This is a genomic window from Synechococcus sp. RS9907 (assembly GCF_014279615.1).
Classification (GTDB): domain Bacteria; phylum Cyanobacteriota; class Cyanobacteriia; order PCC-6307; family Cyanobiaceae; genus Parasynechococcus.
On the sequence record NZ_CP047944.1, the window covers coordinates 920,980 to 940,638 of the forward strand.

Annotated in this window: 25 protein-coding genes and 1 pseudogene; 6 read left to right on the forward strand and 20 right to left on the reverse strand. The window is 61.6% G+C overall.

Annotated features, from left to right (window positions below):
* The first annotated feature begins 64 nt into the window (after window positions 1-64).
* Window positions 65-586, forward strand: a complete 522-nt coding sequence (locus tag SynRS9907_RS04910; protein ID WP_188022013.1) for a Nif11 domain/cupin domain-containing protein — start codon at window positions 65-67, stop codon at window positions 584-586.
* Between the two features lie 483 nt (window positions 587-1,069).
* On the opposite strand, the gene SynRS9907_RS04915 is transcribed toward SynRS9907_RS04910, so the two are convergent.
* The 5 genes and pseudogenes from SynRS9907_RS04915 to SynRS9907_RS04935 form a co-directional block, all read right to left on the reverse strand.
* Window positions 1,070-1,564: a phosphate-starvation-inducible PsiE family protein gene (locus tag SynRS9907_RS04915; RefSeq protein ID WP_188022014.1), complete on the reverse strand. Its 495-nt coding sequence runs from the start codon at window positions 1,562-1,564 to the stop codon at window positions 1,070-1,072.
* A gap of 5 nt (window positions 1,565-1,569) precedes the next feature.
* On the reverse strand, window positions 1,570-1,812 hold the full coding sequence (locus SynRS9907_RS04920; RefSeq protein WP_244273063.1) for a hypothetical protein: 243 nt from the start codon (window positions 1,810-1,812) through the stop codon (window positions 1,570-1,572).
* A gap of 40 nt (window positions 1,813-1,852) precedes the next feature.
* On the reverse strand, window positions 1,853-2,173 hold the full coding sequence (locus SynRS9907_RS04925; RefSeq protein WP_114988339.1) for a hypothetical protein: 321 nt from the start codon (window positions 2,171-2,173) through the stop codon (window positions 1,853-1,855).
* A gap of 24 nt (window positions 2,174-2,197) precedes the next feature.
* Window positions 2,198-2,563 (reverse strand): YkvA family protein, encoded by a 366-nt coding sequence (locus SynRS9907_RS04930; protein WP_115008832.1) that lies wholly within the window; start codon window positions 2,561-2,563, stop codon window positions 2,198-2,200.
* 68 nt (window positions 2,564-2,631) lie between these two features.
* A pseudogene (locus SynRS9907_RS04935) lies at window positions 2,632-3,563 on the reverse strand (sigma-70 family RNA polymerase sigma factor).
* Window positions 3,564-3,743: 180 nt separating this feature from the next.
* On the opposite strand from SynRS9907_RS04935, the gene SynRS9907_RS04940 reads away from it, so the two are divergent.
* From SynRS9907_RS04940 to SynRS9907_RS04950, 3 genes are read left to right on the forward strand one after another with little or no spacing between them, the layout of a single operon-like run.
* Complete coding sequence (locus tag SynRS9907_RS04940; protein WP_011363983.1) at window positions 3,744-4,235, forward strand: DUF2214 family protein; 492 nt, start codon at window positions 3,744-3,746, stop codon at window positions 4,233-4,235.
* Complete coding sequence (locus SynRS9907_RS04945) at window positions 4,235-4,900, forward strand: peptidase (protein WP_188022015.1); 666 nt, start codon at window positions 4,235-4,237, stop codon at window positions 4,898-4,900. The genes SynRS9907_RS04940 and SynRS9907_RS04945 overlap by 1 nt, the downstream gene beginning before the upstream one ends.
* A 46-nt stretch (window positions 4,901-4,946) precedes the next feature.
* A complete protein-coding gene (locus SynRS9907_RS04950; protein ID WP_115008835.1) occupies window positions 4,947-5,603 on the forward strand; it encodes a L,D-transpeptidase in 657 nt (218 codons plus the stop codon).
* Here the strand turns inward: SynRS9907_RS04950 and hisIE are convergent.
* The gene (gene hisIE / locus SynRS9907_RS04955) at window positions 5,600-6,268 is read right to left on the reverse strand and encodes a bifunctional phosphoribosyl-AMP cyclohydrolase/phosphoribosyl-ATP diphosphatase HisIE (RefSeq protein ID WP_188022016.1); all 669 of its coding nucleotides are present in this window, start codon (window positions 6,266-6,268) and stop codon (window positions 5,600-5,602) included. The genes SynRS9907_RS04950 and hisIE overlap by 4 nt on opposite strands.
* Before the next feature lie 68 nt (window positions 6,269-6,336).
* On the opposite strand from hisIE, the gene SynRS9907_RS04960 reads away from it, so the two are divergent.
* Complete coding sequence (locus SynRS9907_RS04960; protein WP_188022017.1) at window positions 6,337-6,813, forward strand: 6-carboxytetrahydropterin synthase; 477 nt, start codon at window positions 6,337-6,339, stop codon at window positions 6,811-6,813.
* Here the strand turns inward: SynRS9907_RS04960 and clpB are convergent.
* On the reverse strand, window positions 6,799-9,387 hold the full coding sequence (gene clpB, locus SynRS9907_RS04965) for an ATP-dependent chaperone ClpB (RefSeq protein ID WP_188022018.1): 2,589 nt from the start codon (window positions 9,385-9,387) through the stop codon (window positions 6,799-6,801). The genes SynRS9907_RS04960 and clpB overlap by 15 nt on opposite strands.
* A 143-nt stretch (window positions 9,388-9,530) precedes the next feature.
* Between clpB and SynRS9907_RS04970 the strand changes: the two genes are divergently transcribed.
* Entirely contained in the window at window positions 9,531-9,740 is a 210-nt protein-coding gene (locus SynRS9907_RS04970; RefSeq protein WP_188022019.1) for a hypothetical protein, read from the forward strand.
* On the opposite strand, the gene SynRS9907_RS04975 is transcribed toward SynRS9907_RS04970, so the two are convergent.
* The 13 genes from SynRS9907_RS04975 to SynRS9907_RS05035 all read right to left on the reverse strand — a co-directional run bounded on the left by SynRS9907_RS04975 (window position 9,741) and on the right by SynRS9907_RS05035 (window position 19,597).
* Window positions 9,741-10,019 (reverse strand): hypothetical protein, encoded by a 279-nt coding sequence (locus tag SynRS9907_RS04975; protein WP_186495632.1) that lies wholly within the window; start codon window positions 10,017-10,019, stop codon window positions 9,741-9,743.
* Between the two features lie 19 nt (window positions 10,020-10,038).
* The gene (locus SynRS9907_RS04980; protein ID WP_188022020.1) at window positions 10,039-10,440 is read right to left on the reverse strand and encodes a hypothetical protein; all 402 of its coding nucleotides are present in this window, start codon (window positions 10,438-10,440) and stop codon (window positions 10,039-10,041) included.
* Window positions 10,440-10,727 (reverse strand): Nif11-like leader peptide family natural product precursor, encoded by a 288-nt coding sequence (locus SynRS9907_RS04985; RefSeq protein ID WP_255445990.1) that lies wholly within the window; start codon window positions 10,725-10,727, stop codon window positions 10,440-10,442. The genes SynRS9907_RS04980 and SynRS9907_RS04985 overlap by 1 nt, the downstream gene beginning before the upstream one ends.
* Window positions 10,724-11,101: a c-type cytochrome gene (locus SynRS9907_RS04990; protein ID WP_188022021.1), complete on the reverse strand. Its 378-nt coding sequence runs from the start codon at window positions 11,099-11,101 to the stop codon at window positions 10,724-10,726. The genes SynRS9907_RS04985 and SynRS9907_RS04990 overlap by 4 nt, the downstream gene beginning before the upstream one ends.
* 133 nt (window positions 11,102-11,234) lie before the next feature.
* Window positions 11,235-11,594, reverse strand: a complete 360-nt coding sequence (petE, locus tag SynRS9907_RS04995; RefSeq protein ID WP_038555756.1) for a plastocyanin — start codon at window positions 11,592-11,594, stop codon at window positions 11,235-11,237.
* Between the two features lie 7 nt (window positions 11,595-11,601).
* Window positions 11,602-12,621: an NAD(P)-dependent oxidoreductase gene (locus SynRS9907_RS05000; protein ID WP_188022022.1), complete on the reverse strand. Its 1,020-nt coding sequence runs from the start codon at window positions 12,619-12,621 to the stop codon at window positions 11,602-11,604.
* Window positions 12,618-13,676 carry a uroporphyrinogen decarboxylase gene (gene hemE, locus SynRS9907_RS05005; RefSeq protein WP_038555750.1) on the reverse strand — a complete coding sequence of 353 codons (1,059 nt, stop codon included), beginning with the start codon at window positions 13,674-13,676 and terminating at the stop codon, window positions 12,618-12,620. Before hemE ends, SynRS9907_RS05000 begins: the two co-directional genes overlap by 4 nt.
* Window positions 13,677-13,757: 81 nt before the next feature.
* Window positions 13,758-16,055 carry a 1,4-alpha-glucan branching protein GlgB gene (glgB, locus tag SynRS9907_RS05010; RefSeq protein ID WP_188022023.1) on the reverse strand — a complete coding sequence of 766 codons (2,298 nt, stop codon included), beginning with the start codon at window positions 16,053-16,055 and terminating at the stop codon, window positions 13,758-13,760.
* 60 nt (window positions 16,056-16,115) lie between these two features.
* Window positions 16,116-16,826 carry a DUF3887 domain-containing protein gene (locus SynRS9907_RS05015; RefSeq protein WP_188022024.1) on the reverse strand — a complete coding sequence of 237 codons (711 nt, stop codon included), beginning with the start codon at window positions 16,824-16,826 and terminating at the stop codon, window positions 16,116-16,118.
* 10 nt (window positions 16,827-16,836) lie between these two features.
* A complete protein-coding gene (locus SynRS9907_RS05020) occupies window positions 16,837-18,441 on the reverse strand; it encodes a CocE/NonD family hydrolase (protein WP_188022025.1) in 1,605 nt (534 codons plus the stop codon).
* Window positions 18,431-18,742: a hypothetical protein gene (locus SynRS9907_RS13980; protein ID WP_255445991.1), complete on the reverse strand. Its 312-nt coding sequence runs from the start codon at window positions 18,740-18,742 to the stop codon at window positions 18,431-18,433. The genes SynRS9907_RS05020 and SynRS9907_RS13980 overlap by 11 nt, the downstream gene beginning before the upstream one ends.
* Before the next feature lie 16 nt (window positions 18,743-18,758).
* Window positions 18,759-19,160 carry a DUF4332 domain-containing protein gene (locus SynRS9907_RS05030; RefSeq protein ID WP_115160670.1) on the reverse strand — a complete coding sequence of 134 codons (402 nt, stop codon included), beginning with the start codon at window positions 19,158-19,160 and terminating at the stop codon, window positions 18,759-18,761.
* On the reverse strand, window positions 19,160-19,597 hold the full coding sequence (locus SynRS9907_RS05035) for a Ycf51 family protein (RefSeq protein WP_115082080.1): 438 nt from the start codon (window positions 19,595-19,597) through the stop codon (window positions 19,160-19,162). Before SynRS9907_RS05035 ends, SynRS9907_RS05030 begins: the two co-directional genes overlap by 1 nt.
* Window positions 19,598-19,659 lie beyond the last annotated feature (62 nt).

The following is a 19,659-nucleotide window of genomic DNA, read 5'->3' on the forward strand; positions in this document are numbered from 1 at the left end:
TTTTGCGTCGATCCCCTGATTGGTCTGTTGTCAGGATCACTGTTGAAGTTGTGCGGCGGTCTCCGTGGCGGAACAGGATCTGATCCGTTTCCTCAACAAGATCTCCCAACTTCAGGCCCTTGCGGAGCGTGTGCGGAACGACTCCAGCAGCCGCGAACAGCTGGCGGCTTGTGCGGACCACAACCAGGTTGTTCAGTTGGCCCGATCCTGGGGGTTCGACATCGGTCGGCGCTGGGGTGAGCGTGACCATCGGCCGGGGGCAGAGGCCAACCTGTTGGCGACCCCGTGCCCTCCACCGGGTGAGGAATCAACCCAGGTGGTGGCGTCTGCCGAAACATGGAGACTGCTGTTGATCGCCTCCAACGGCTTCAGCTCCCCCCGTGACGAATGGATGGATCAGTCCGATCACGAGTGGGTGCTTGTGTTGCGGGGGAGTGCCTGTGTTGCGCTGCAGAACCCCGATCGGATTGTGGATCTCAGTCCAGGGGATCATTTACTGCTTTCGCCCCATCAACCCCACCGGGTGGAGCGCACTGATCCCGATCCAGGAACCCTGTGGCTCGCCTTGCACTGGGATGCTGCTTAACCCTGGCGAGGCACGCCACCTCCACGATGGGTCGTGCAGCCCCCAAAAGGCAATGAGCACGACAGCTGATTGCCGTCGGTGGCATCGCTGACGAGAGTGAGTGCATCGAGATCGGAGGAGCCCATGACGGCCGACACTCCACCTGAGCAAGCCCCAGAAGCAGACTGACTTTCTGGCCCCTGCTCCAACAGTTTCCACCCATTCGTAAGCGATTCGTCTGGCGCGACAACGAAGAGCGTCAAGCCAGTCGACTCCCCTCTGCATCGTCCGTAGGTGCCCCGCAGGAGAGCCGCTTCACACCTGGACCCGATGGCCCCAGGGTGCCTTGAGCCAGACGCTTCGACCTTCCTGTCTCAGTTCCATTGCTGGAGGAGTTTTTCCAAGGCATCAGACACTGAAGTTGAGGTCGATTGCCATGCGCAAACGAGCGAGTTAGGCCGTCTTTCCATCGGGAAGGGCGGCCTTCCTTTTGTTCGTGAAGCTTCAGTCCTGGAAATCAAGCTTGTTGGCTGATCCTCCGCGGCCCAGTCGTTTGCGGGAGGGAGTGGCGTTCGCACGCTTCACCAACCAGTAAGCCGCTGAAAGTGAGACGACTGCGATCCCGAGGCCCACCAGCAGCTGGGGTTTGTTTTCAGCACCGGAGGGCAGCACGATCACCTTTCGAGCCACAGCCGTCAGCGCGGTGACCAGAACCAGTTCGATCTGCACCACGTGGCGCCTCAGGTAACTGGTGATGTTTTGCAGCACCTCCAGCGCGATCAACACGGTGAGCAGATCGCCAAGGATCTTGATCAGGTCATCGCCCAACCATGTCGCCGCTGACCCAGTCAGCAATTTGGAGCCCAAGGAAACAATCAGCTGGATGATGGCGGCGCTGATCACCACGCCCGTGATCAGGGTGAGCAGTCGGGCGACCTCGCGTTCACCTGCATCAACGAAACCGAGGAAACTTCTCTTGGAACGCGTGGGTTCACTCACGGGCTTCAGTCGTTGAAGGGGTTGTAGTAGGGGCGAGCCTTGGTGTCGCTGGCCGGGTTGACCACCTTGGTGTCGCAGGTAACGGAGCCGTCCTCTGCCTTGATGCAATCGGCTTCAATCTTGCTGTCTTTGCCCGTGGCGCTACCCGGTCCCCGCAGCCACCCCTCGGTTTGCGCATGGGCCGAGGCGGCGCCCAACACTGACATCATCAACAGAACGGAGGCGCTGAGAAGGTGATTTCGCGTCATCGGTGCGATGTCTGAGCCACCACTTTGCCCGTGTCGGCCGTTAATCGGTGCAGTCGTCTCGAATTTCCTGCAAAAGCAGATCAAGTTGCCCGAACGGATCGTCGTCGGCCGTTGCCACACCGGCAGGTTCGCTGGAAGGCTGGCCATGCCATTCGGCTTCAACGCTGCAGAGCCGATCAGCCAGTCCAGCCAGTCCACGCATGTTGTGTTCGCGCTCCAGCACCTCAAGCAGGGCAGGCATTCGGGTCGACACAGCGCGCAGGTTTCGACGCAGGTCGGCCTGGGTGCGCCCTTGCTGCTTCAACCAGTCCTTCAGCAGCAGAGTGAGGTCCGCTTCAAATTCAGGGGTCCAGCCAGACATTGATCAGCGATTCAGTTCAGCGATTCAGTGCGCCAGGGGAAACCAGCGATCCAGTTTGCGGCGAGCTCGCATCCGGATGGCTGGAGTGACGTGATTGCTCCACAGACCCACCATGGCCGTAAGCGCCACCAGATCATCACTGAAACCGGCCACCGGCAGCAGGTCTGGAATCAGGTCGGCCGGCATCAGTAAATAACTCAGAGCGGCGAGCATCGTCAGCCGCGCGGCTGAGGGGGTCCCGGGGTCAAGCATTAACTCCAGGGCTTCCAGGGCTGGGGCGGCAAGACCTCTGCCGGCCCGCTGCAGCAGGCGCCGCAGCAGGTTTTCGTCGATCACTTCCCGTTCAAGCACGTCGGCTTCAACGGTGGTTCGCGCAGCCTGGTCAGTCATGCGGAGGGAACCGGTTGGAACCACTCTCCCCAGTTCCTCCGCAAGACGCCAGCGGGGCGTGCCGATCTTCAGGGTGTGGATTCCACGAGTCCGCTTTGAATGCCCGTCTTGCGCAGTTTGCGCAGGGCCCGCTGCACCACCTGACGGCAATACTCCCGTGAACAGTTCATGTGGCGTGCCACCTCGGCAAGGGTGCGCCATTCGTTGGTGCCATCCAGCCCAAAGCGCAGGGTCACAACGGTGTGTTCTTTCGGGGTGAGATTGGCTTTGGCCAGCAAAGACCACACGGACGCGGTGCGTTCAGCGATCTCGGCCCTTTCCAGCGGCGGGAGCTCCTCGCTTGGCAGCACATCCACCAGCTCGGAGGGATCCGATTTCGACTTCACAACCCCCTGCAGGCTCACGGTGACGCTGCGCAGTTCACAGGCCAGCAGATCTTCCACCTCAGCGATGGGGATCTCCATGAACTCCGCCAGTTGCTCTCCGCTGGGGCTGAGGCCATTGCGCTGCATCAAGCGTGCCTTGGCAGCCCGCAATTTGGTGAGCTTTTCGTTCACATTCACAGGAATGCGAATCGTGCGGCTTTGGGTGGAGAGCGCTCGATTCAGCCCCTGCCGAATCCACCAGTAGGCATAGGTGGAGAAACGATGGCCGCGGGTGGGGTCATATTTCTTTTCTCGACGGCTCGGGTGAGGCCAAGGGTGCCCTCTTGAATCAGATCGAGCAGATCCAGACCCTTGCCCTGATAACGCTTGGCCAGATTGACGACAAGACGAAGGTTGGAGGTAATCATCTGATTCTTGGCCCGTTCGCCACGGCGAATCACGCCTTTTTCTTCATCGCTGTACTCACAGGCTGGGCCACTCCCGCCAGACAGGTGACAGCGTTCTGTGATGGCGACCATCGCCTGAACCTTCCTCCCCATCATGAGTTCCTGCTCTGGAGTGAGCAGTTGATGGCGACCAATTTCGCCGAGAAAAGCACTCAGAGAACTCGTCATCATGACGATACGGCTGAATTGAACCTAGAACCAAAGTGTTTTTTTCTGGCGGTCATAATAAAGACTCCCGAATTAATACTTTGTGCGCTATTTCACTCTTTCTTCCTGTTACTGAAGTGAATCTTTCATTGTTAATTCAATTGGGTGGCTAAGGTCGCCGCACCTTCCGCCGCCACGCCCATGCCCCTGGCCGTCGCTCTCACGTCCGACATCGCCAAAAACGCCGGCGTTGCCTACGTTCACTACCTCAGCTTCATGCTCTGCTTTGGCGCTCTGGTGCTGGAGCGGAAGCTGATCAAAGCGGATCCGAATCGCCAGGAAGCCACGGCGATGGTGATCACCGACATCGTTTACGGCATCGCTGCCCTGGCTCTTCTTGTCAGTGGAATCCTGCGGGTGATCCACTTCGGCCAAGGGGCTGAGTTCTACACCCAGAATCCGCTGTTCTGGTGGAAGGTTGGTCTGTACCTCTCCGTGGGAGGCCTGTCGCTGTATCCCACGATCACCTACATCCTCTGGGCGATCCCCCTGCGCAAGGGTGAGCTGCCGAAGGTGAGCGAAGCCCTGGCCAAGCGTCTGGCCTGGATCATCAACATTGAACTGGTCGGCTTCGCCAGCATTCCGTTGATGGCCACCCTGATGGCCCGCGGTGTGGGTCTTCCCGCCGCCTGATGCAGCCCGAGCTCTGTCCTCCACAACAGCAGGTTCGAACCCTGCAGGTGGCTTTGGAACGCCAGCCTCCAGGCCAAAGGCCGGGCTATGCCTCCTCCATCGCCACCACCTCCCTGGGCCCTCCGGTGTTGAAGCACTGGTGCGTGTGGGTTCAGCCCGCCGCCGCCACGCCGGCCAACCGCTGGGACCAACGCTGGCTTGATCAAGTGGCATCGGCGCTGACCACCTGGCGTGCACTGGTTCCGCTCACGCTGGTGGACAATCCGGACCAGGCGAACGTGTTGATTCATCGGCAGCGTCCGGCCCGCCGGCAGGTGGCTGGGGTGTGGCGCGCCAGCAACGGACGCACACAACTTCAGGTTGTGGACGTGCAGCGCCAGGGCCGCCGAAGGCTTGAACCCCTGGTGAAGGTGATGGTGTCACCAGGGCTGCGAGCGGAAGCACTGCAGGCCACCGCTCTGCATGAACTGGGTCACGCCTTCGGCCTCTGGGGCCACAGTTCGGTTCCCACTGATGCTCTGGCGATCAGCCAGGGCGAGCGTCCGGTATTGGTGCCATCGCAGCGGGATCGCCTCACGCTGGCGTGGGTCATGCAGCAGACCACCCGTTTCGGTTCAACGCTTCGGAAGCCCATCGAACCGGCCGAATCTGAATCACTTGAGTGACGTCACCATGCGGGCGCGGCATGCTGCCGGCAGTCGTGGTTCATCGATGCACCTGGTCCGTTCTCTGGCGCTGGCTGGTCTGCTGCTGAGTCTGGTGGGTTGTCGTTCCAACAACAGCCTGCCCCAGCAGAACCCACAGGTTCGAGCACCGATTCGGATTCAGCTGGACGGCAGCAATCCAGCAGCCAGTGAAGGTGTGTTGGATCGTGCTGAGGGGCCGTTGCGTTTCACCGTTGGCCATGGTCGCCATGGCATTGCCTGTGAAGGCACCACCTTTGAAGAGGGCATCACTCCCCTTGGAACCTTTCAGGTCAACGCCATCCTCAGCAACGACCGCTTCGAGATGGATCCCGCACTGGTGGAGCAATCCGGCAAATCAGAAGAGGAGCTGCGCGAGAGCCTCTTCACCAACATGAACTCCATTGACTTCAAAGGTGATGGGGAAACCGGGGAATACGGCGTCGGTTACATCAGCCTGGCTCCTGTGCCGGCTACGGATCAGCCCTTTCGTTTCAACACGTATGACGGTGTCTTCCGCTGGTACAGCTTCGCCATTCACGGCACCAATGACGAGTCCCGGATCGGCAAGGCGGTGACTGGCGGTTGCATCAATGCCGGAAAGCTCACCATGGGGGTGTTGTTGGACACCGTGGAGCTTGGCGATGAAGTTGTGATCAGTAGCGACAGCCCCTGCCTGCCTTAGTGCCGGCGCGGGGCACCACGACGTGCGGCCAGCACTTCCTGCACCTGCCGCCAGCTGACGCCGTGATGGGCCAGGGCCACCTGCATGTGGAAGACGATGTCCGCAGCCTCGCCGGCGATCTCGGCAGCGTTGTCGTCTTTGCAGGCCATCACGAATTCAGCGCTCTCCTCCCCGATTTTCTTGAGGATGCTGTTGTCTCCCCCCGCCAGCAGCTTGTTGGTGTAGCTGCCCTCTTCCGGTTGCTCGCGTCTCCCTTCGATCACCCGGAACAGTTCGGTGCAGGCATCCGTTGGCGGCGCTAAAGCCTCGGGGCCTCCGGCCGTTCGGGCATCGCTGTTTTCGTAGAAACAGCTGCGGGAGCCGGTGTGGCAGGCCACATCCCCAGCCTGCTCCACGGTCACCAGCAGCACGTCGGCATCGCAGTCGTAGCGGATCTCCCGCATCGTCTGAACGTGACCGCTGGTGGCCCCCTTGTGCCAAAGCTCCTGGCGTGAGCGGCTCCAGTAATGCACTTCACCGCTGCGCAGGGTGGCTTCGATGGCCTCCCGGTTCATCCAGGCCACCATCAGCACCGCCCCGTCCAGCCAGTCCTGGGCCACAGCTGGAATCAGCCCCGCTTCGTTAAAACGGAGTTGGTCAATGAAGGCGGGGCTGAGGGGCTGCATCAGGCCTCGGACATTCGGGCAACGCCCTGAATCTTCCCGCAGCGTGCTCCATTCCGCGTTTTCACCCCTTGCTCGTTTCTCCGACCCCCTACAGCTGCAGCAAAGCCTTCAGCGGCTATCCCTGCTGTCACCGGCAGTGGCGCCACCAGGGCCATTGCCGCTTCGTGCATGGCTACAGCCGCAGTTTCAACCTCTGGTTCGCCGCAACGGAGCTGGATGCCTGCGGGTTTGTTGTTGATTTTTCCAGCCTTCGCCCCTTCGAAGAACGCCTGAGGCAGCAGTTCGACCACACCTTTCTGGTCAATGCAGACGATCCACTGCTGGCGGAGTGGCAGCGGTTGCATGACCTCCAGGCCATTGATCTCCGCGTGATGGAGAACGTGGGCATGGAGGCAACGGCGGCCTTGATCTGGACCTGGGCCAATGAGCTGCTGCGGGAGCGGGACGGCGGTCGCACCTGTTGCTTTGGCGTGGAGGCGCGGGAGAACAGCCGCAATGCCGCCACCTACTGCGCTGTTCCCGCCTGGTTTTCAGCGCAGGGCTAACGCGTCCGCTTCCAGCTCCACGCTGATCGCCTGCCCTTCGCTGTAACGACCCGCCAGAATCGCTTTGGCAATGGGTGTCTCCAGTTCCCGCTGCACAGCACGTTTCAGCGGCCGTGCCCCGTAGACGGGGTCATATCCGGCATTGGCGAGCCAGTCGGCGGCCCCATCGCTCAGGCTGAGCTCCAGCTTGCGCTCAGCCAGCCGCTGGCGCAGACGTTCCACCTGAAGGGTGACGATCTGGCGCAGTTCCTCCCGCCTGAGGCTGTGGAAGATGATCTGATCGTCGAGGCGATTGAGGAATTCCGGCCGGAAATGGGCTCGGAGAGCGTCATTCACCCGGCTTTCCATCGCTCCATGCTGCTCGGGATCGCCGGCCAGCTCCAGGATCGACTGGCTGCCGATGTTGCTGGTGAGAATCAGCACGGTGTTGGTGAAGTCCACGGTGCGGCCCTGCCCATCGGTGACACGGCCGTCATCGAGGATCTGCAGCATCACGTTGAACACATCCGGGTGGGCTTTCTCCACCTCGTCGAACAGGATCACGGCGTAGGGCCGACGACGCACCGCTTCGGTGAGCTGGCCACCGGCCTCATAGCCCACGTAGCCGGGAGGTGCCCCGATCAAACGGCTCACGGTGTGCTTCTCCATGTACTCCGACATGTCGATGCGAACCATGGCGTCATCGCTGTCGAACAGCCGGTTGGCGAGGGCTTTGGAGAGTTCCGTCTTGCCCACACCCGTGGGGCCGAGGAACAGGAAGCTGGCGATGGGGCGGTTCGGATCGCTCAGCCCCGCCCTAGACCGTTGAATCGCATCGGCGACGGCGGTGACGGCCTGGTGCTGGCCGATCACCCGCTGATGCAGATCATCTTCGAGTTGCAGCAGCTTCTCCATTTCGCTCTGCACCAGCCGCGCCACAGGGATTCCGGTCCACTTGGCGATCACCTCGGCGATGTCGTCTTCACTCACCTCCTCCCGCAGCAAGCCTTTCTCGCCTGGCTCCTCTGAGGCGATCTGGGCTTCCTGTTCGAGCAACTGCTTCTGCAGCGAGGCCAGGGTGCCGTATTCCAGTTCCGCTGCTTTGTTCAGGTCGTAGCTGCGTTTGGCCTGTTCCACCTGCAGCTGCACCCGTTCGATCTCTTCCTTGAGCGACGACAGCTCATCGATCGCTCCTTTCTCCTGCTGCCACTGGGCATTCAGGGAACTTTGCTGTTCGCCCAGTTCCGCCAGTTCCCGTTCAATCCGTTGCAAGCGTTCCTGGCTGGCGCTGTCGGATTCACGGCCGAGGGAGAGCTTCTCCATCTCCAGCTGCAGGATCTTGCGATCGATTTCATCGATCTCCTCCGGTTTGGAGGTGATCTCCATCTTGAGGCGGGCGGCCGACTCATCCACCAGATCGATGGCCTTGTCGGGCAGGAAGCGGTCGGCGATGTAGCGGCTGCTCAACACAGCAGCAGCCACCAGGGCACTGTCGGCAATGCGCACACCGTGATGCACCTCATAGCGCTCCTTCAGACCACGCAGGATGGAGATGGTGTCTTCCACCGTGGGTTGATCCACCAGCACCTGCTGGAAGCGACGCTCCAAGGCGGGATCCTTTTCGATGTGCTGGCGGTGCTCGTCGAGGGTGGTGGCGCCAATGCAGCGCAGTTCCCCCCGGGCCAGCATCGGCTTGAGCAGATTGCTGGCATCCATCGCTCCACCGGTGGCGCCAGCGCCCACCACCGTGTGGATTTCATCGATGAACAGCACGATCTGGCCTTCCGAGGCGGTGACCTCCTTGAGCACAGCTTTGAGCCGTTCCTCGAACTCACCGCGGTATTTCGCACCGGCGATCAGGGCTCCCATGTCGAGGGCGATGAGCTGACGGTTCTGCAAGGCCTGGGGCACATCGCCATTCACGATGCGCTGCGCCAATCCCTCAACAATGGCGGTCTTGCCGACCCCGGGTTCGCCGATCAGCACGGGGTTGTTTTTGGTGCGCCGGCTGAGGATCTGGATGGTGCGCCGGATCTCCTCGTCGCGACCGATCACCGGGTCCAGCTTTCCGTCACGGGCGGCGGCCGTCAGGTCCCGTCCGTACTTCTCAAGCGATTCATAGGTCCCTTCCGGGTTTTGATCGGTCACCGTCTGGTTGCCTCGCACGGCTGTAATGGCTTCTTTGAGTTTGCTGGTGTCAACGCCCGCTTGGCTGAGCAGTTGCCTGCCGCAGCGTTCATCGTCGGCCAGGGCCAGCAACAGATGTTCGATGGCGATGTAGCTGTCACTGAAACCATCGCGGGCTGTTTCGGCGCGATCCAGGCAGCTGTTGAGGGAGCGCCCAAGAAACACCGATTCCGGTGGAGAGCCAAGACTGGGCTGCTGCCTGAGATGGCTGTCGACGGCCGCCTGGAAATTGCCGACGTCGACCCCTGCTTTGCTGAGAATGCGTCCAGCCAGACCGTTCTGCTGCAACAGCGCAAGCAGCAGATGCTCCGTTTCAAGTTGTTGATGCCTGGCGCTCTGCGCCAGTTGCTGGGCGGCGACGATGGCGGCCCAGGCTTGTTCGGTGAACTGTTCCGCCGTGGGTTGCATCTCGGATGCGTTTCAACTGGGTTCACCGTATGGGGCTTGTTCCGTTTTCAGTGGGGGCAAACCGAAGCCTTTGGATCGGTCCCCACACCAGGGAGCGGCAAACCGGGGTGTCTTTTTAGAGTTTGCCGAACCCTTGGATGCCAATGCCTGATCAGCCGCTGGTGGACTCCCTCGTGCAGCAGGGCCTGGCGCTCGCAGCAACGGCTGGCGGTGAGCTGGAACGCAGCTGTTGGATGGTGGTGCATGAGCACCACCACGGTGTGAAACCCACGGAGTACGACATCCGGGAAATCGACGAGGATCTCTATCTGGCTGTGTTGCAGGCGGCCAAGCAGACTCGGTCCGCCGTTTGATCAGCCGTTGAGCAGCTCCCGTAGAAGCGCGCGGTGAGCGTTTTCGGCTTCGATGCTCTCCCGCATCTCTTTTGGGAGGCGGGCTTCAAGGATGTCCTGTTTTTTCATCTCCGTGGCATAGCGGCTGCTGAACGCGCTGAAGCGATCGAGATACGACCTTGCGACCTCTGGGGTGAAGGCAATCACCTCCAGGGCGTGTTTGAAGTGGAGGTAGGACACGGTCCACTCCACCAGCTCGTCAAAACTCTGCAGGCCAAGCGGGTTTTCAGGAAGCGTCATCGCTGCATCGCCCATGGCTTCAACCAAAACCCTTGGCTTTGGCCTTGGCCTGGGCCGTTAGGTCCTTCAACCGGCCGTTGAGCAGAACATCGCGTTCACGGTCTGCTCCCACATGGGGTGCGATCTCCACCCCAGCGCTCCGCATGGCCTGCAGCGCTGCTGCTTCCTCAGCTGAGCCCGTGTCACTGCCGAGGTAGCGCTCCACGGCCGCAGCCCCTGGGGCGTCCGCAGCGAAGTACACCGTTCCCGGACCTCGCCGCTCGATGGTTTGCTGCCGCTGCCGGCGGCGCTGCTGCACGCTCGCCCAGAGCCGGCCTTGATTGGCGGTCATGAAGGCGTTCAGATCCGCGGCGTCGGTGTCTTCCGCCAGGGCCATGCTGGTGCCGTCGATGAAATCACTGAGCAGGGTGACAACGGCCATCAGGTCTTTGGTGGTTGCGGGGCTGTTGATTGGGAGGCTGTTGATTGCGAGGGATTTGATTGGAAGGGTGGTGATTGAAACGAGCGCTGGATTCGGCTGGTTTCGAACCAACTGGTGATGGCTGATTCGCGGGCGTCGTCGCAGAGATCCCGCTGGATCACATTGAAGCCGTGGCGGCGTGCCAGGGCCAACAGTTGATCGTCATCACGGCATTGGGCCGCATCACGCCGTAAGCCCTGGTGGTGCTCCACAGCCCGCAAAAAATCGCGAAGAGCTTCACGACTCATCGCCTGGACCAGCCCAATTCGGCCCGTTGTTCCACGTAGGTGGCCACCGCCATGATCTCCTCTTCACTCAGTTTGTCGGCATAGCTGGGCATGGCATTCAGCCCATCCTCGATCTCATGCTCCAGGGCCTCCAGCGGGGAGCTGGAGTAGGCCTCCACATGGTCGTTCAAGTCGCTGATCTTCAGCGTTCGGTTGGCGCGGATCACATTGCCGCCCCCCATGTGACAAGCCGCACAGTTGCTGTTGAAAATTTGCTCACCTCGCTCCAAGGCGGAGCTTTCGATCGTGTCAAGCGCCATCGCCGGAGCAGACGGCAGGCCTGTTGCGCCAACGATCAACAGCAACGTCAGGATCAGGCCTGATAGGCGTGCCATCGCAACCCCCCTCAATGCCCCAAGCTATCCATCGTTGCCGGCAAAAAAAAGAACCCCGGGCTGTGGTTAATACACAGCCCGGGGATTTCAGTTCAATTTGAGATGTTCAGAGATTTCCTCAGAAATCCAGGAATCACTCAACGATCACCTTGCCGACCATGCCAGCACCGCGGTGGGGCTCGCAGTAGAAGTCGTAGGTGCCAGCGGTGGCGAACGTTTCCTCCCAGGATTCGCCGGGGTTGAAGGCGAGATCAGAGTGGCTGTACTCGTCGTGGCCTTCGAAAACAGCGTTGTGAGGAGCCAGTTTGTTGTTGACGAACTTGACGGTGTCGCCGGCCTTGATGTTCACGGTGGCGGGCTCGAAGGCGAGCATGCCGCCGTCGGTGCCGAGCTTCACTTCAACAGTGGCGGCTTGAGCGCTGCCGACGTTGAGGCCGATCAGCATCAGGAAGGCGCAGCAGGCGGCTGCAATGGTGCGGATGACGGAGCGCATGAAAGTGCTAGGTCGATGCATTGACCTTACGCGCGGGTCTGGGGGTTCCGCGGTTGGGTAAGCCGGAATCGCTAAGAACTGTTGCCAAGTCAGGGGCATGGCTGCTGCCACCGAAACGTTCCGGCTGGGTCACCGGGTCATGGATGAAGTGGCGCTGGCGAATGCTGAACCGGTCCCAGGCATTCACTTCGATCGGCAGAACGCGGATCAGGGTCTCAATCAGCCATGGCCAGAGCGGAATGCCGGGCGTTCGGGCCACACCGCGCCAGCGGCAGAGGGTTTGCACGGTGTCGTTCACCGAGATGGCCGGTTGTCCCATCACCACCCGGCGCAGGGCGCCTTGCCCGGGTTCTCGGTTCGGTTCATGGGGGCGTGTGGCCAACAGGCCACAGATGCGGGCGATGTCTTCCGCATGGATGAAGTGGAAGCTCGCATCCACCCGAAGCCAACGGGCCAGCCAGAGCCAACGGCTGACTTCAGCCAAACCTTCGGTGAGGTAGCTGGTGGGGAAGGGGCTGGTGCCGTCGACCCGTCCACCGAACACCAAGGTGGGAAACACCGCCACGATTTTGCTGGCCAGGGGGTGCTGCTCCAGATCCCTGAGGCAGCGAGCCTTGGTTTGGATGTATTCCGTGCCGTAGGCCAGAGCTTCCGGCAGGGGGCGCAGGTGCCGGTCGAGCACGCTGGCCGTGGAGAAGTAAATGATCTGCTCCAGCTTGCTGGGCTCCAGAAGCGCCAGCATCCGTTTCACCGCCACCACATTCACCTGTTCGGCCCGCTCGGGGTCACCCCAGGCCGTGGCGGTGTGAATCACCCGGTTCACCGAGGCCAGCTCTTGGGCAAAACGGTCGGTGTCCCGCAGGTCCCCGACCAAGAGGCGGATGCGGGGATGGTCTGCTGGAACAGCGGTGAGTTTGGCCGGGTCCCTCAGCCAGAGCAGCAGCTCGGCATCCGAGTGGTCCAGAAGCCAGCGGGAGACGTACTGACCGACGCATCCGCTGGCGCCGGTCACCAGGATGCGGGTCAAACGACAGCCCCGAGACGGTCCATCACGCTCTTGCCGGCCCGGAAGAAGGCTTCACCGTTTTCTTCCGGTGTGCCCGGCAGGATTCCATGGCCGAGGTTGAGGATGTGCTTCCTGCCGCGGGCCTTGCGCACGCAGTCATCGATGCGGGCCTCAATCGCCTCCGGGGTGCCGAACAGCAGGCCGGGATCCACGTTGCCCTGAACACCAACGTGCTCCGGCAGACGTGCCAGGGCTTCGGCCATGTCCACCGTCCAGTCGAGCGAAACGATGTCAACTCCGGTGTTGGCCATCCGCTCGATCACGCCGGCGCTGCCGGAGATGTAGAGGATGAAGGGGGTGTCGGGGTGCGTCTGCTTGACCAGATCCACCACCTTCTTCTGATAAGGCGCAGCGAAGGTGTCGTAGTCCGCTGGGCTCAGCTGGCCCGCCCAGGAATCAAACATCTGCACCACCTGGGCGCCAGAATCAATCTGATAGCGCAGGTAGTTGGCGATCGACTCGGCGAAGTGGTCGAGCAGCTTGTGCAGGATCTCGGGTTCGCGGAAGGCCATGGCCTTGATCACCGCGTAGTTCTTACTGCTCTTGCCCTCCACCACGTAGGCGGCCAGGGTCCAGGGGGCACCAACGAAGCCGAGAACAGCTGCTTCGTTGCCGACGCTTTGGCGCAGACGACCCAGCACTTCACCCACAAAGGGCATCGACTCGGCGGGGTTGAGGGGGCGCAGGGCATCCACCTGGGCCATGCTCCGGATTGGATCGCCGATCTGGGGGCCTTTGCTCTCGATGATGTCGAAATCGATTCCCATCCCCGGCAGGGGCGTGAGGATGTCGGAGAACAGGATCACGCCATCGGGCTTGAAGGCGTGAAACGGCTGCATGGAGATCTCATAGGAGAGATCAGGGTTTTCGGAACGCTCACGGAAGCTGGGGTACTTGTCCCGCAGGTCCCGGTAGATCTTCATGTAGCGACCGGCCTGGCGCATCATCCACACCGGAGGACGCTCCACCGATTCACCGCGCGCAGCACGCAGGAGCAGGGGTAAAGAGTCGCTCATCAAGCCCGGTCAGGTCAGCCGGAAACCTACCCGAATCGAGGCCTTGGCTAGAGCTTTACCCCCTCTTTGTCATCACGTTCGTCACACGATGTTGTCCGGCTCGCTGCTGCTCAGGCTGCGTTTCGGGTCGTGCTTGAACACCATCAGGCTCAGCGGCGGCAGGCAGAGATCCAAGGAGTTCTCGTAGCCGTGGATGCCCCATTCGTCTGTTGGTTTGCCGCCCATGTTGCCGAGGTTGCTGCCGCCGTACTTGGCTGCATCGGAGTTGAAGATCTCCTCGTAGAACCCTGAGAGAGGAACGCCCACGCGGTAGTGGGAGTGACTTTGGGGCGTGAAGTTCGCCACCACCACCAGCCAGGTGCCGCTGGCACTCTCCCGACGCATGAAGCTGATCACGGAGTGGCGGTTGTCGTTGCAATCGATCCACTGGAAGCCGAACTGGTCGAAGTCGTCCCGCCAGAGGGCCGGTTCTGCCTTGTAGAGAACGTTGAGGTCATCCACCAAACGCTGGATGCCCTTGTGGGGTTCGTAGTTGAGCAGATCCCACTGGAGATCGCCCCACACATTCCATTCAGCCCGCTGGCCGAATTCCATCCCCATGAAGATCGTCTTCTTGCCGGGGTGCGTCCACATGTAGGAGAGCAACGCCCGGGTGTTGGCGTACTTCTGCCAGTCATCTCCCGGCATCTTGTGCAGGAGATGGCTCTTACCGTGCACCACTTCATCGTGGCTCAGGGCCAGCATGAAGTTCTCGGTGTAGGTGTACCAGATCGAGAACGTGATGTTGTTCTGGTGGAACTGGCGGAACCACGGGTCCAGCTCGAAGTAATCGAGCATGTCGTGCATCCAACCCATGTTCCATTTGAGGTTGAATCCGAGGCCGCCGCTGTCCGTGGGCTGCGTCACCATCGGCCAGGTGGTTGATTCCTCCGCGATCGAGAGGGCCCCGGGGAAGTGCTGGAACAGCACGTGGTTGGCCTGCTGCAGGAAGCGAACGGCTTCGGTGTTCTCCCGACCACCGTTCTCATTGGGCAGCCATTCCCCGTCGGGACGCAGGTAGTCGCGATAGAGCATCGAGGCCACGGCATCCACGCGAATGCCATCGATGTGGAACTGCTCGAACCAGAACACCAGGTTGGCGACGAGGAAATTACGAACCTCGTTGCGGCTGTAGTTGAAGATCAGCGTTCCCCATTCCTTGTGTTCTCCGATCCGGGGATCACTGTGTTCATAGAGATGGGTGCCATCGAAGAAGGCCAGGCCGTGGGCATCCTTCGGGAAGTGGCCCGGAACCCAGTCGATGATCACGCCGATGCCTTCGGCGTGACAGCGATCCACGAAGGCCCGGAATTCATCGGGCGTTCCGTAACGGCTGGTGGGGGCATACCAACCCGTCACCTGGTAGCCCCAGGAGCCGTCGAAGGGATGCTCGGTGATCGGCATCACCTCGATGTGGGTGAAGCCCCTCTCCTTGACGTAGGGAATCAGGCGATCGGCGAGTTCGGCGTAGGTGAGCAGGCGAGCGCCGGGTTTCATCTCCGCGGCAGGAACGGGCGTCCGAGGGGTGCCGTCGGGTTGAATCCAGGGCTCATCCGCTGAGGCGTGGATCCAGCTGCCCAGGTGCATTTCATACACCGAGATCGGTTGATCGAGCGCGTTGCTGCTGTCGCGCTTCTGCATCCAGCCCTTATCGGACCATTGGTATCCGCCCAGGCGAGCCACAACGGAGCTGTTGTCCGGGCGAACCTCGTGCTGGAAGCCGTAAGGATCAGCCTTTTGGTAGCAGTGGCCTTCTTGGGTACGGATTTCGTACTTGTAGAGATGTCCCTCCTCGAGGCCGGGGATGAACAGTTCCCAGATGCCCCCGACGCGCTGCTGCATGGGGTGGTGACGTCCATCCCATGAATTCAGATCTCCAATCACGGAGACCGTGAGAGCGCTGGGCGCCCACAGGCAGAACATCACACCCCTGACCCCGTCACGCTCGGTGAGGTGGGCACCCATCTTTTGCCAGATGTGGTGATGGTTGCCTTCAGCAAACAGGTGGCGATCCATTTCGCCCATCCATTCGCCGCGGAAGGCCCAGGGGTCGTGTTGTTCGTGCACGATCCCGCCCCGCTCAACCCTGACCCGGTACGTGCAGCCGGGGTCTCTGTTGAGCTGTGCCTCGAACACCCAGGGGTGGTTCGGCGTTGTCATGGCGATCTCGTCGCCAGCCTGCAACAGGGTGACTGTTTGGGCTTCCGGCATCCAGATCCGCACGGTCCAACCCTGATCCGAGGGTTGAGGACCAAGCACCGCAAACGGGTGGTCATGGCGACAATTCGCCAACCGTTCGCCGTCCTGCACCATCCAGTCGAGGACTGCGGCGACACCCATGGGAGATCTGTGAATTGGGCGAGATGTTAAGCCCGATTTATGAAACAGATCCGCTGTTGATCAGACGAAGTCTCGGGAAATGTCGACGTTGATGATCCGACCGCTTGCGTCAAAGATCACGAACAGGTTGGTGGTGGCCTGGCCGAAGGCGACAGCCACCAGCACGAGCTGCTGATCGCCGCCTTGATGGGCGATCACAGCGTCCTTGACCTTGCGGAACCCACCTGACACCTGGCTGAGCTTGGTCCATTTGCGTTCCAGATCTCCCGGGGCCAGCTCCTCCTGGAGTTGGAGGGACATATTGGATCGCGCGGCAATCCAGCGTCCTGCTGCCAGGTCGCGGGTGAAGTCGAGGGCCGTTGTCTCGATCGGCTGGATCCGGTCGCTCCACTTCCAGGCGAGCAGTTTGCCGTCCTCATCCAGCACCATCAGCACCCCTTCGTCACCGGATGCAGTGGTCACCACCGCATCGATGGTTGTTGTGTTGTAGCCAGGGGTCACGCTGACAACGCGGGTTGCATCAATGGCCGCGCGTTGGTTCAGGCGTGCCTGGACGGTGTTCATATCAACGCTGGTTTGAACCGGGGCTGCGAGAGCGTCATGCATGACGTCTCCCTGGCGATTTTTGAGCGCCTCCAGCAGCAGTTCAGCCGCCGCCGTTGCCTGGGCTGGGGTGAGTTCGGTTCTGGTGAGTTGCTCCGCTGCTGCGGGACTGATCAACCCCATGGGAGCCGACAGAGCGATGGCCAGCAGGGCAGCGGAGAGCTTCAAAGCACAAACGTCAGTCGAGCTTCAGTCTGCCGGAATCAAAGGGGTTCAGCTGCAGGGTGGAGCCAGCAAGTTTCAGTGTCAGCGTCACCACACGATGCTCTGGGCTTGGTGCTCCGCAGGCAACGGCATCGTGGCCAGGGTTGACGCCAATGGCGGGCCACGCTGCTGCGGCAACGGAGATCCTCAGTCGATCGCCACAAGCCAGGCTCGCGTGCAGCGGCTGGAGGATCACGCTGCGCCTGGCTGGCTGCAACGCCTCCTCTCCGCGAACCCGTACGACTCCCGTGCTCAGTTGATCAACGCTGTTGGTTTCCGCGGGCAGGCGCGAGAGGCTGATGCAGAGATCAAACCCGGGCTGGTCCGCTTCGGCGTCCAACAGGAGGTGCGGTTGACCTGACAGCAGCAGCTCATCAACCAAGGGTGCGGTGGTGAATGTCGCGACGTCGCTGCGTTGATCCACGGCCGTGCGCTCCGCCGGCCCAGGGGTTGTCCCGAGGTGTCCACCGATAGCCGGAACCGGTCGCCAGGGGTCATGAACGATGACCACGCTTCCTTCTCCCTCTCCATCCGCCACAAGGGCACCGTCGTTTGGGTCGATGCAGGCCAGTCCATGGCTCCGCAGTCCCCATGACGCTGACCTGCCCGTGGCGGGTGCGGGGATCGCGCTCCACTGATGCTGGGTGATGTTCCAGAGCTGGTGACTGGGCTGCGGTTCCTGCGGGGGGCGATCCTGCAGATGTTGTTGGAAGAACTGAAGCATCAGCTGCTGGGTTTCCGGCCACCACTGCAGATGGGAGGCCGGCCCGATGTGCAGGGAGGGCTGCCCGCCGGCCGCTTGGCTGCGATGCCAGAGGTCCAGCAGACCCACCAGATGCGGATCCCACCATCCACCGATCAACAGCATCGGCCGCTGGAGCCAGCTCTCTGGGGCGTGATGAACCGTCCACTGCTGATCGTTGCTGGGGTCGTTGTTCAACCAGCTCCAGGCCATGCCTTCGGGGTCATGGCGCTCCAGCAGGGTTGGTCCGTCCCGCAAATAGCGGTTGTCTTCAAGGCTTCGGCGGATCTCCAGCCAGGCCGTTGCATCTCCGCGTCGCTGGGCCTGGAGGGCCGCCAGCTGCAGCCCCCATCCCAGGCCGAGGTGCCACCAGTGGGCACCGCCTTCACAACTCCAATGGCGTCGTTCGTCCAGGCCGGTCATCGCCGGAGCTGTGCACTCCGGCGGTGGGGCCGATTCCGCTGCGGTGAGCTGGGTCAAGCCCTGATACGAAAACCCGTAGACCCCCAGGCGTCCATTGCATTCCGGCAGCTGCCGCACCCAGGCATGGGTGGCGGGGGTGTCGGCTGCTTCCTGACCAAACCCCCGGAAACGTCCCTCCGACTCGCCTTGTCCTCGGACGTCCTGAACGACCACCAGGAAGCCATGGGACGCCCACCAACTGGGGTGGGCATAGGTCACGGTTGAGGAGATGCGGCTCCCGTAGGGCTGCCGCATCAGCAGGGCAGGCCAGGGGCCTTCGCTGCTTGGATGCCACAACCGTGAACGCAGCACCACGCCATCGGCCGTCCTCAGCGCTGCAGACCGGCAGACAATTCCGCTGGTCTCAGCGGACATCGGCGCAATGCATCCCCACGATGTAGGTCATGAGGATTTCCGCATCCTGAAAACTCAGCTTCTCGCTGGCGGCGACCTGGTTGATGTAGGGCTTGGAGAATGGCGATCGGCCGTTGGCGTTCATTTGCCGGAACGAACGGCACATGGCCTTTGCTTTTTCAGGATTGCGTTTGACGCTGTTGAGCAAGTCCGAGTCAGCGGCAACCACGAGCAATGGTGAGCCCAGGAGCGCCAGAGCGATCAAAGCTGTGCGTAGGAGTTTCAAGCCCATAACAAGTTCATACGCAGGTTTGGATGCCAAGGCAGGGTGGCTGGGGTCAGTTCGCCAGTTGCCTAGCGCGGCGGATCCAATCGCCAGCCACCCGCAGATCCACCACGGCAGGCCGTTTGGTTCCAAGGCTGCGCTCCAGCCTTCCGGTCTGGCGTACGAGACGTTCAGGGGTGCATGCCGCCAGAGCGGCGGGCGTGGCGATGCCTGCATGCATCAGCAGCGCGGCGTCCTGGGGAGGCAAATCCAAGCGGCAGACCAAATCGGCCATGCCCCGCAGCCGCTTGAGGTTTCGGGCCGAAGCCTGGCCACTGCGGGCGAGTTGGCTCAGTTGCAGATCCGTTAGATCACGAATGCTGGACCAGCGCTTGATACCGGCCCGATCCAGTTCCTGTTGTTCCCTGCGAAACGACTGGGGGAGCTCCTCGATCGCATCGTTGAAGTTCGGCATCAACGCAAGGTCTTGCTCACCTCGCCCAGGATGACGGGGCGTCCCAGCCCATCGCCCTCCGGCTGGATGCCCCGCAACCGCACCAGCACGGTGCTGCTGGAGCGACCTGAGCCGCGCAGGTTGCCTTCCAATTGCTCCAGGGTGGCTTGAACTGTGGTTGGGGCCAGGTCTGCAGGAACCTGGGCGACCACCAGGTCGTTGCCGTTATCGAACACGATGGGTGCCCGCACCGCACCCTCCACCACCACTGGCGGTGTGTAGCTCACGCCGAATGCCCAGCAACTCACGGCCAGCAGCAGGGTGAAGCTGCTCACGCCGACCAGTCGAAACCGAATGCCCCACTTGGCGAGGAAGGCAACTGCCGTGAGTGCTCCAAGCCCAAGCCCAGACCAACCCAGCCAGGGAGCGGCAGTAAGCAGCAGCTGATCGAAGGCCATGGGGTCTGGTGGACTGAAAACAGTCTCCTTATATTGCGCGAGATTCCGGGGAGACCGCCGCG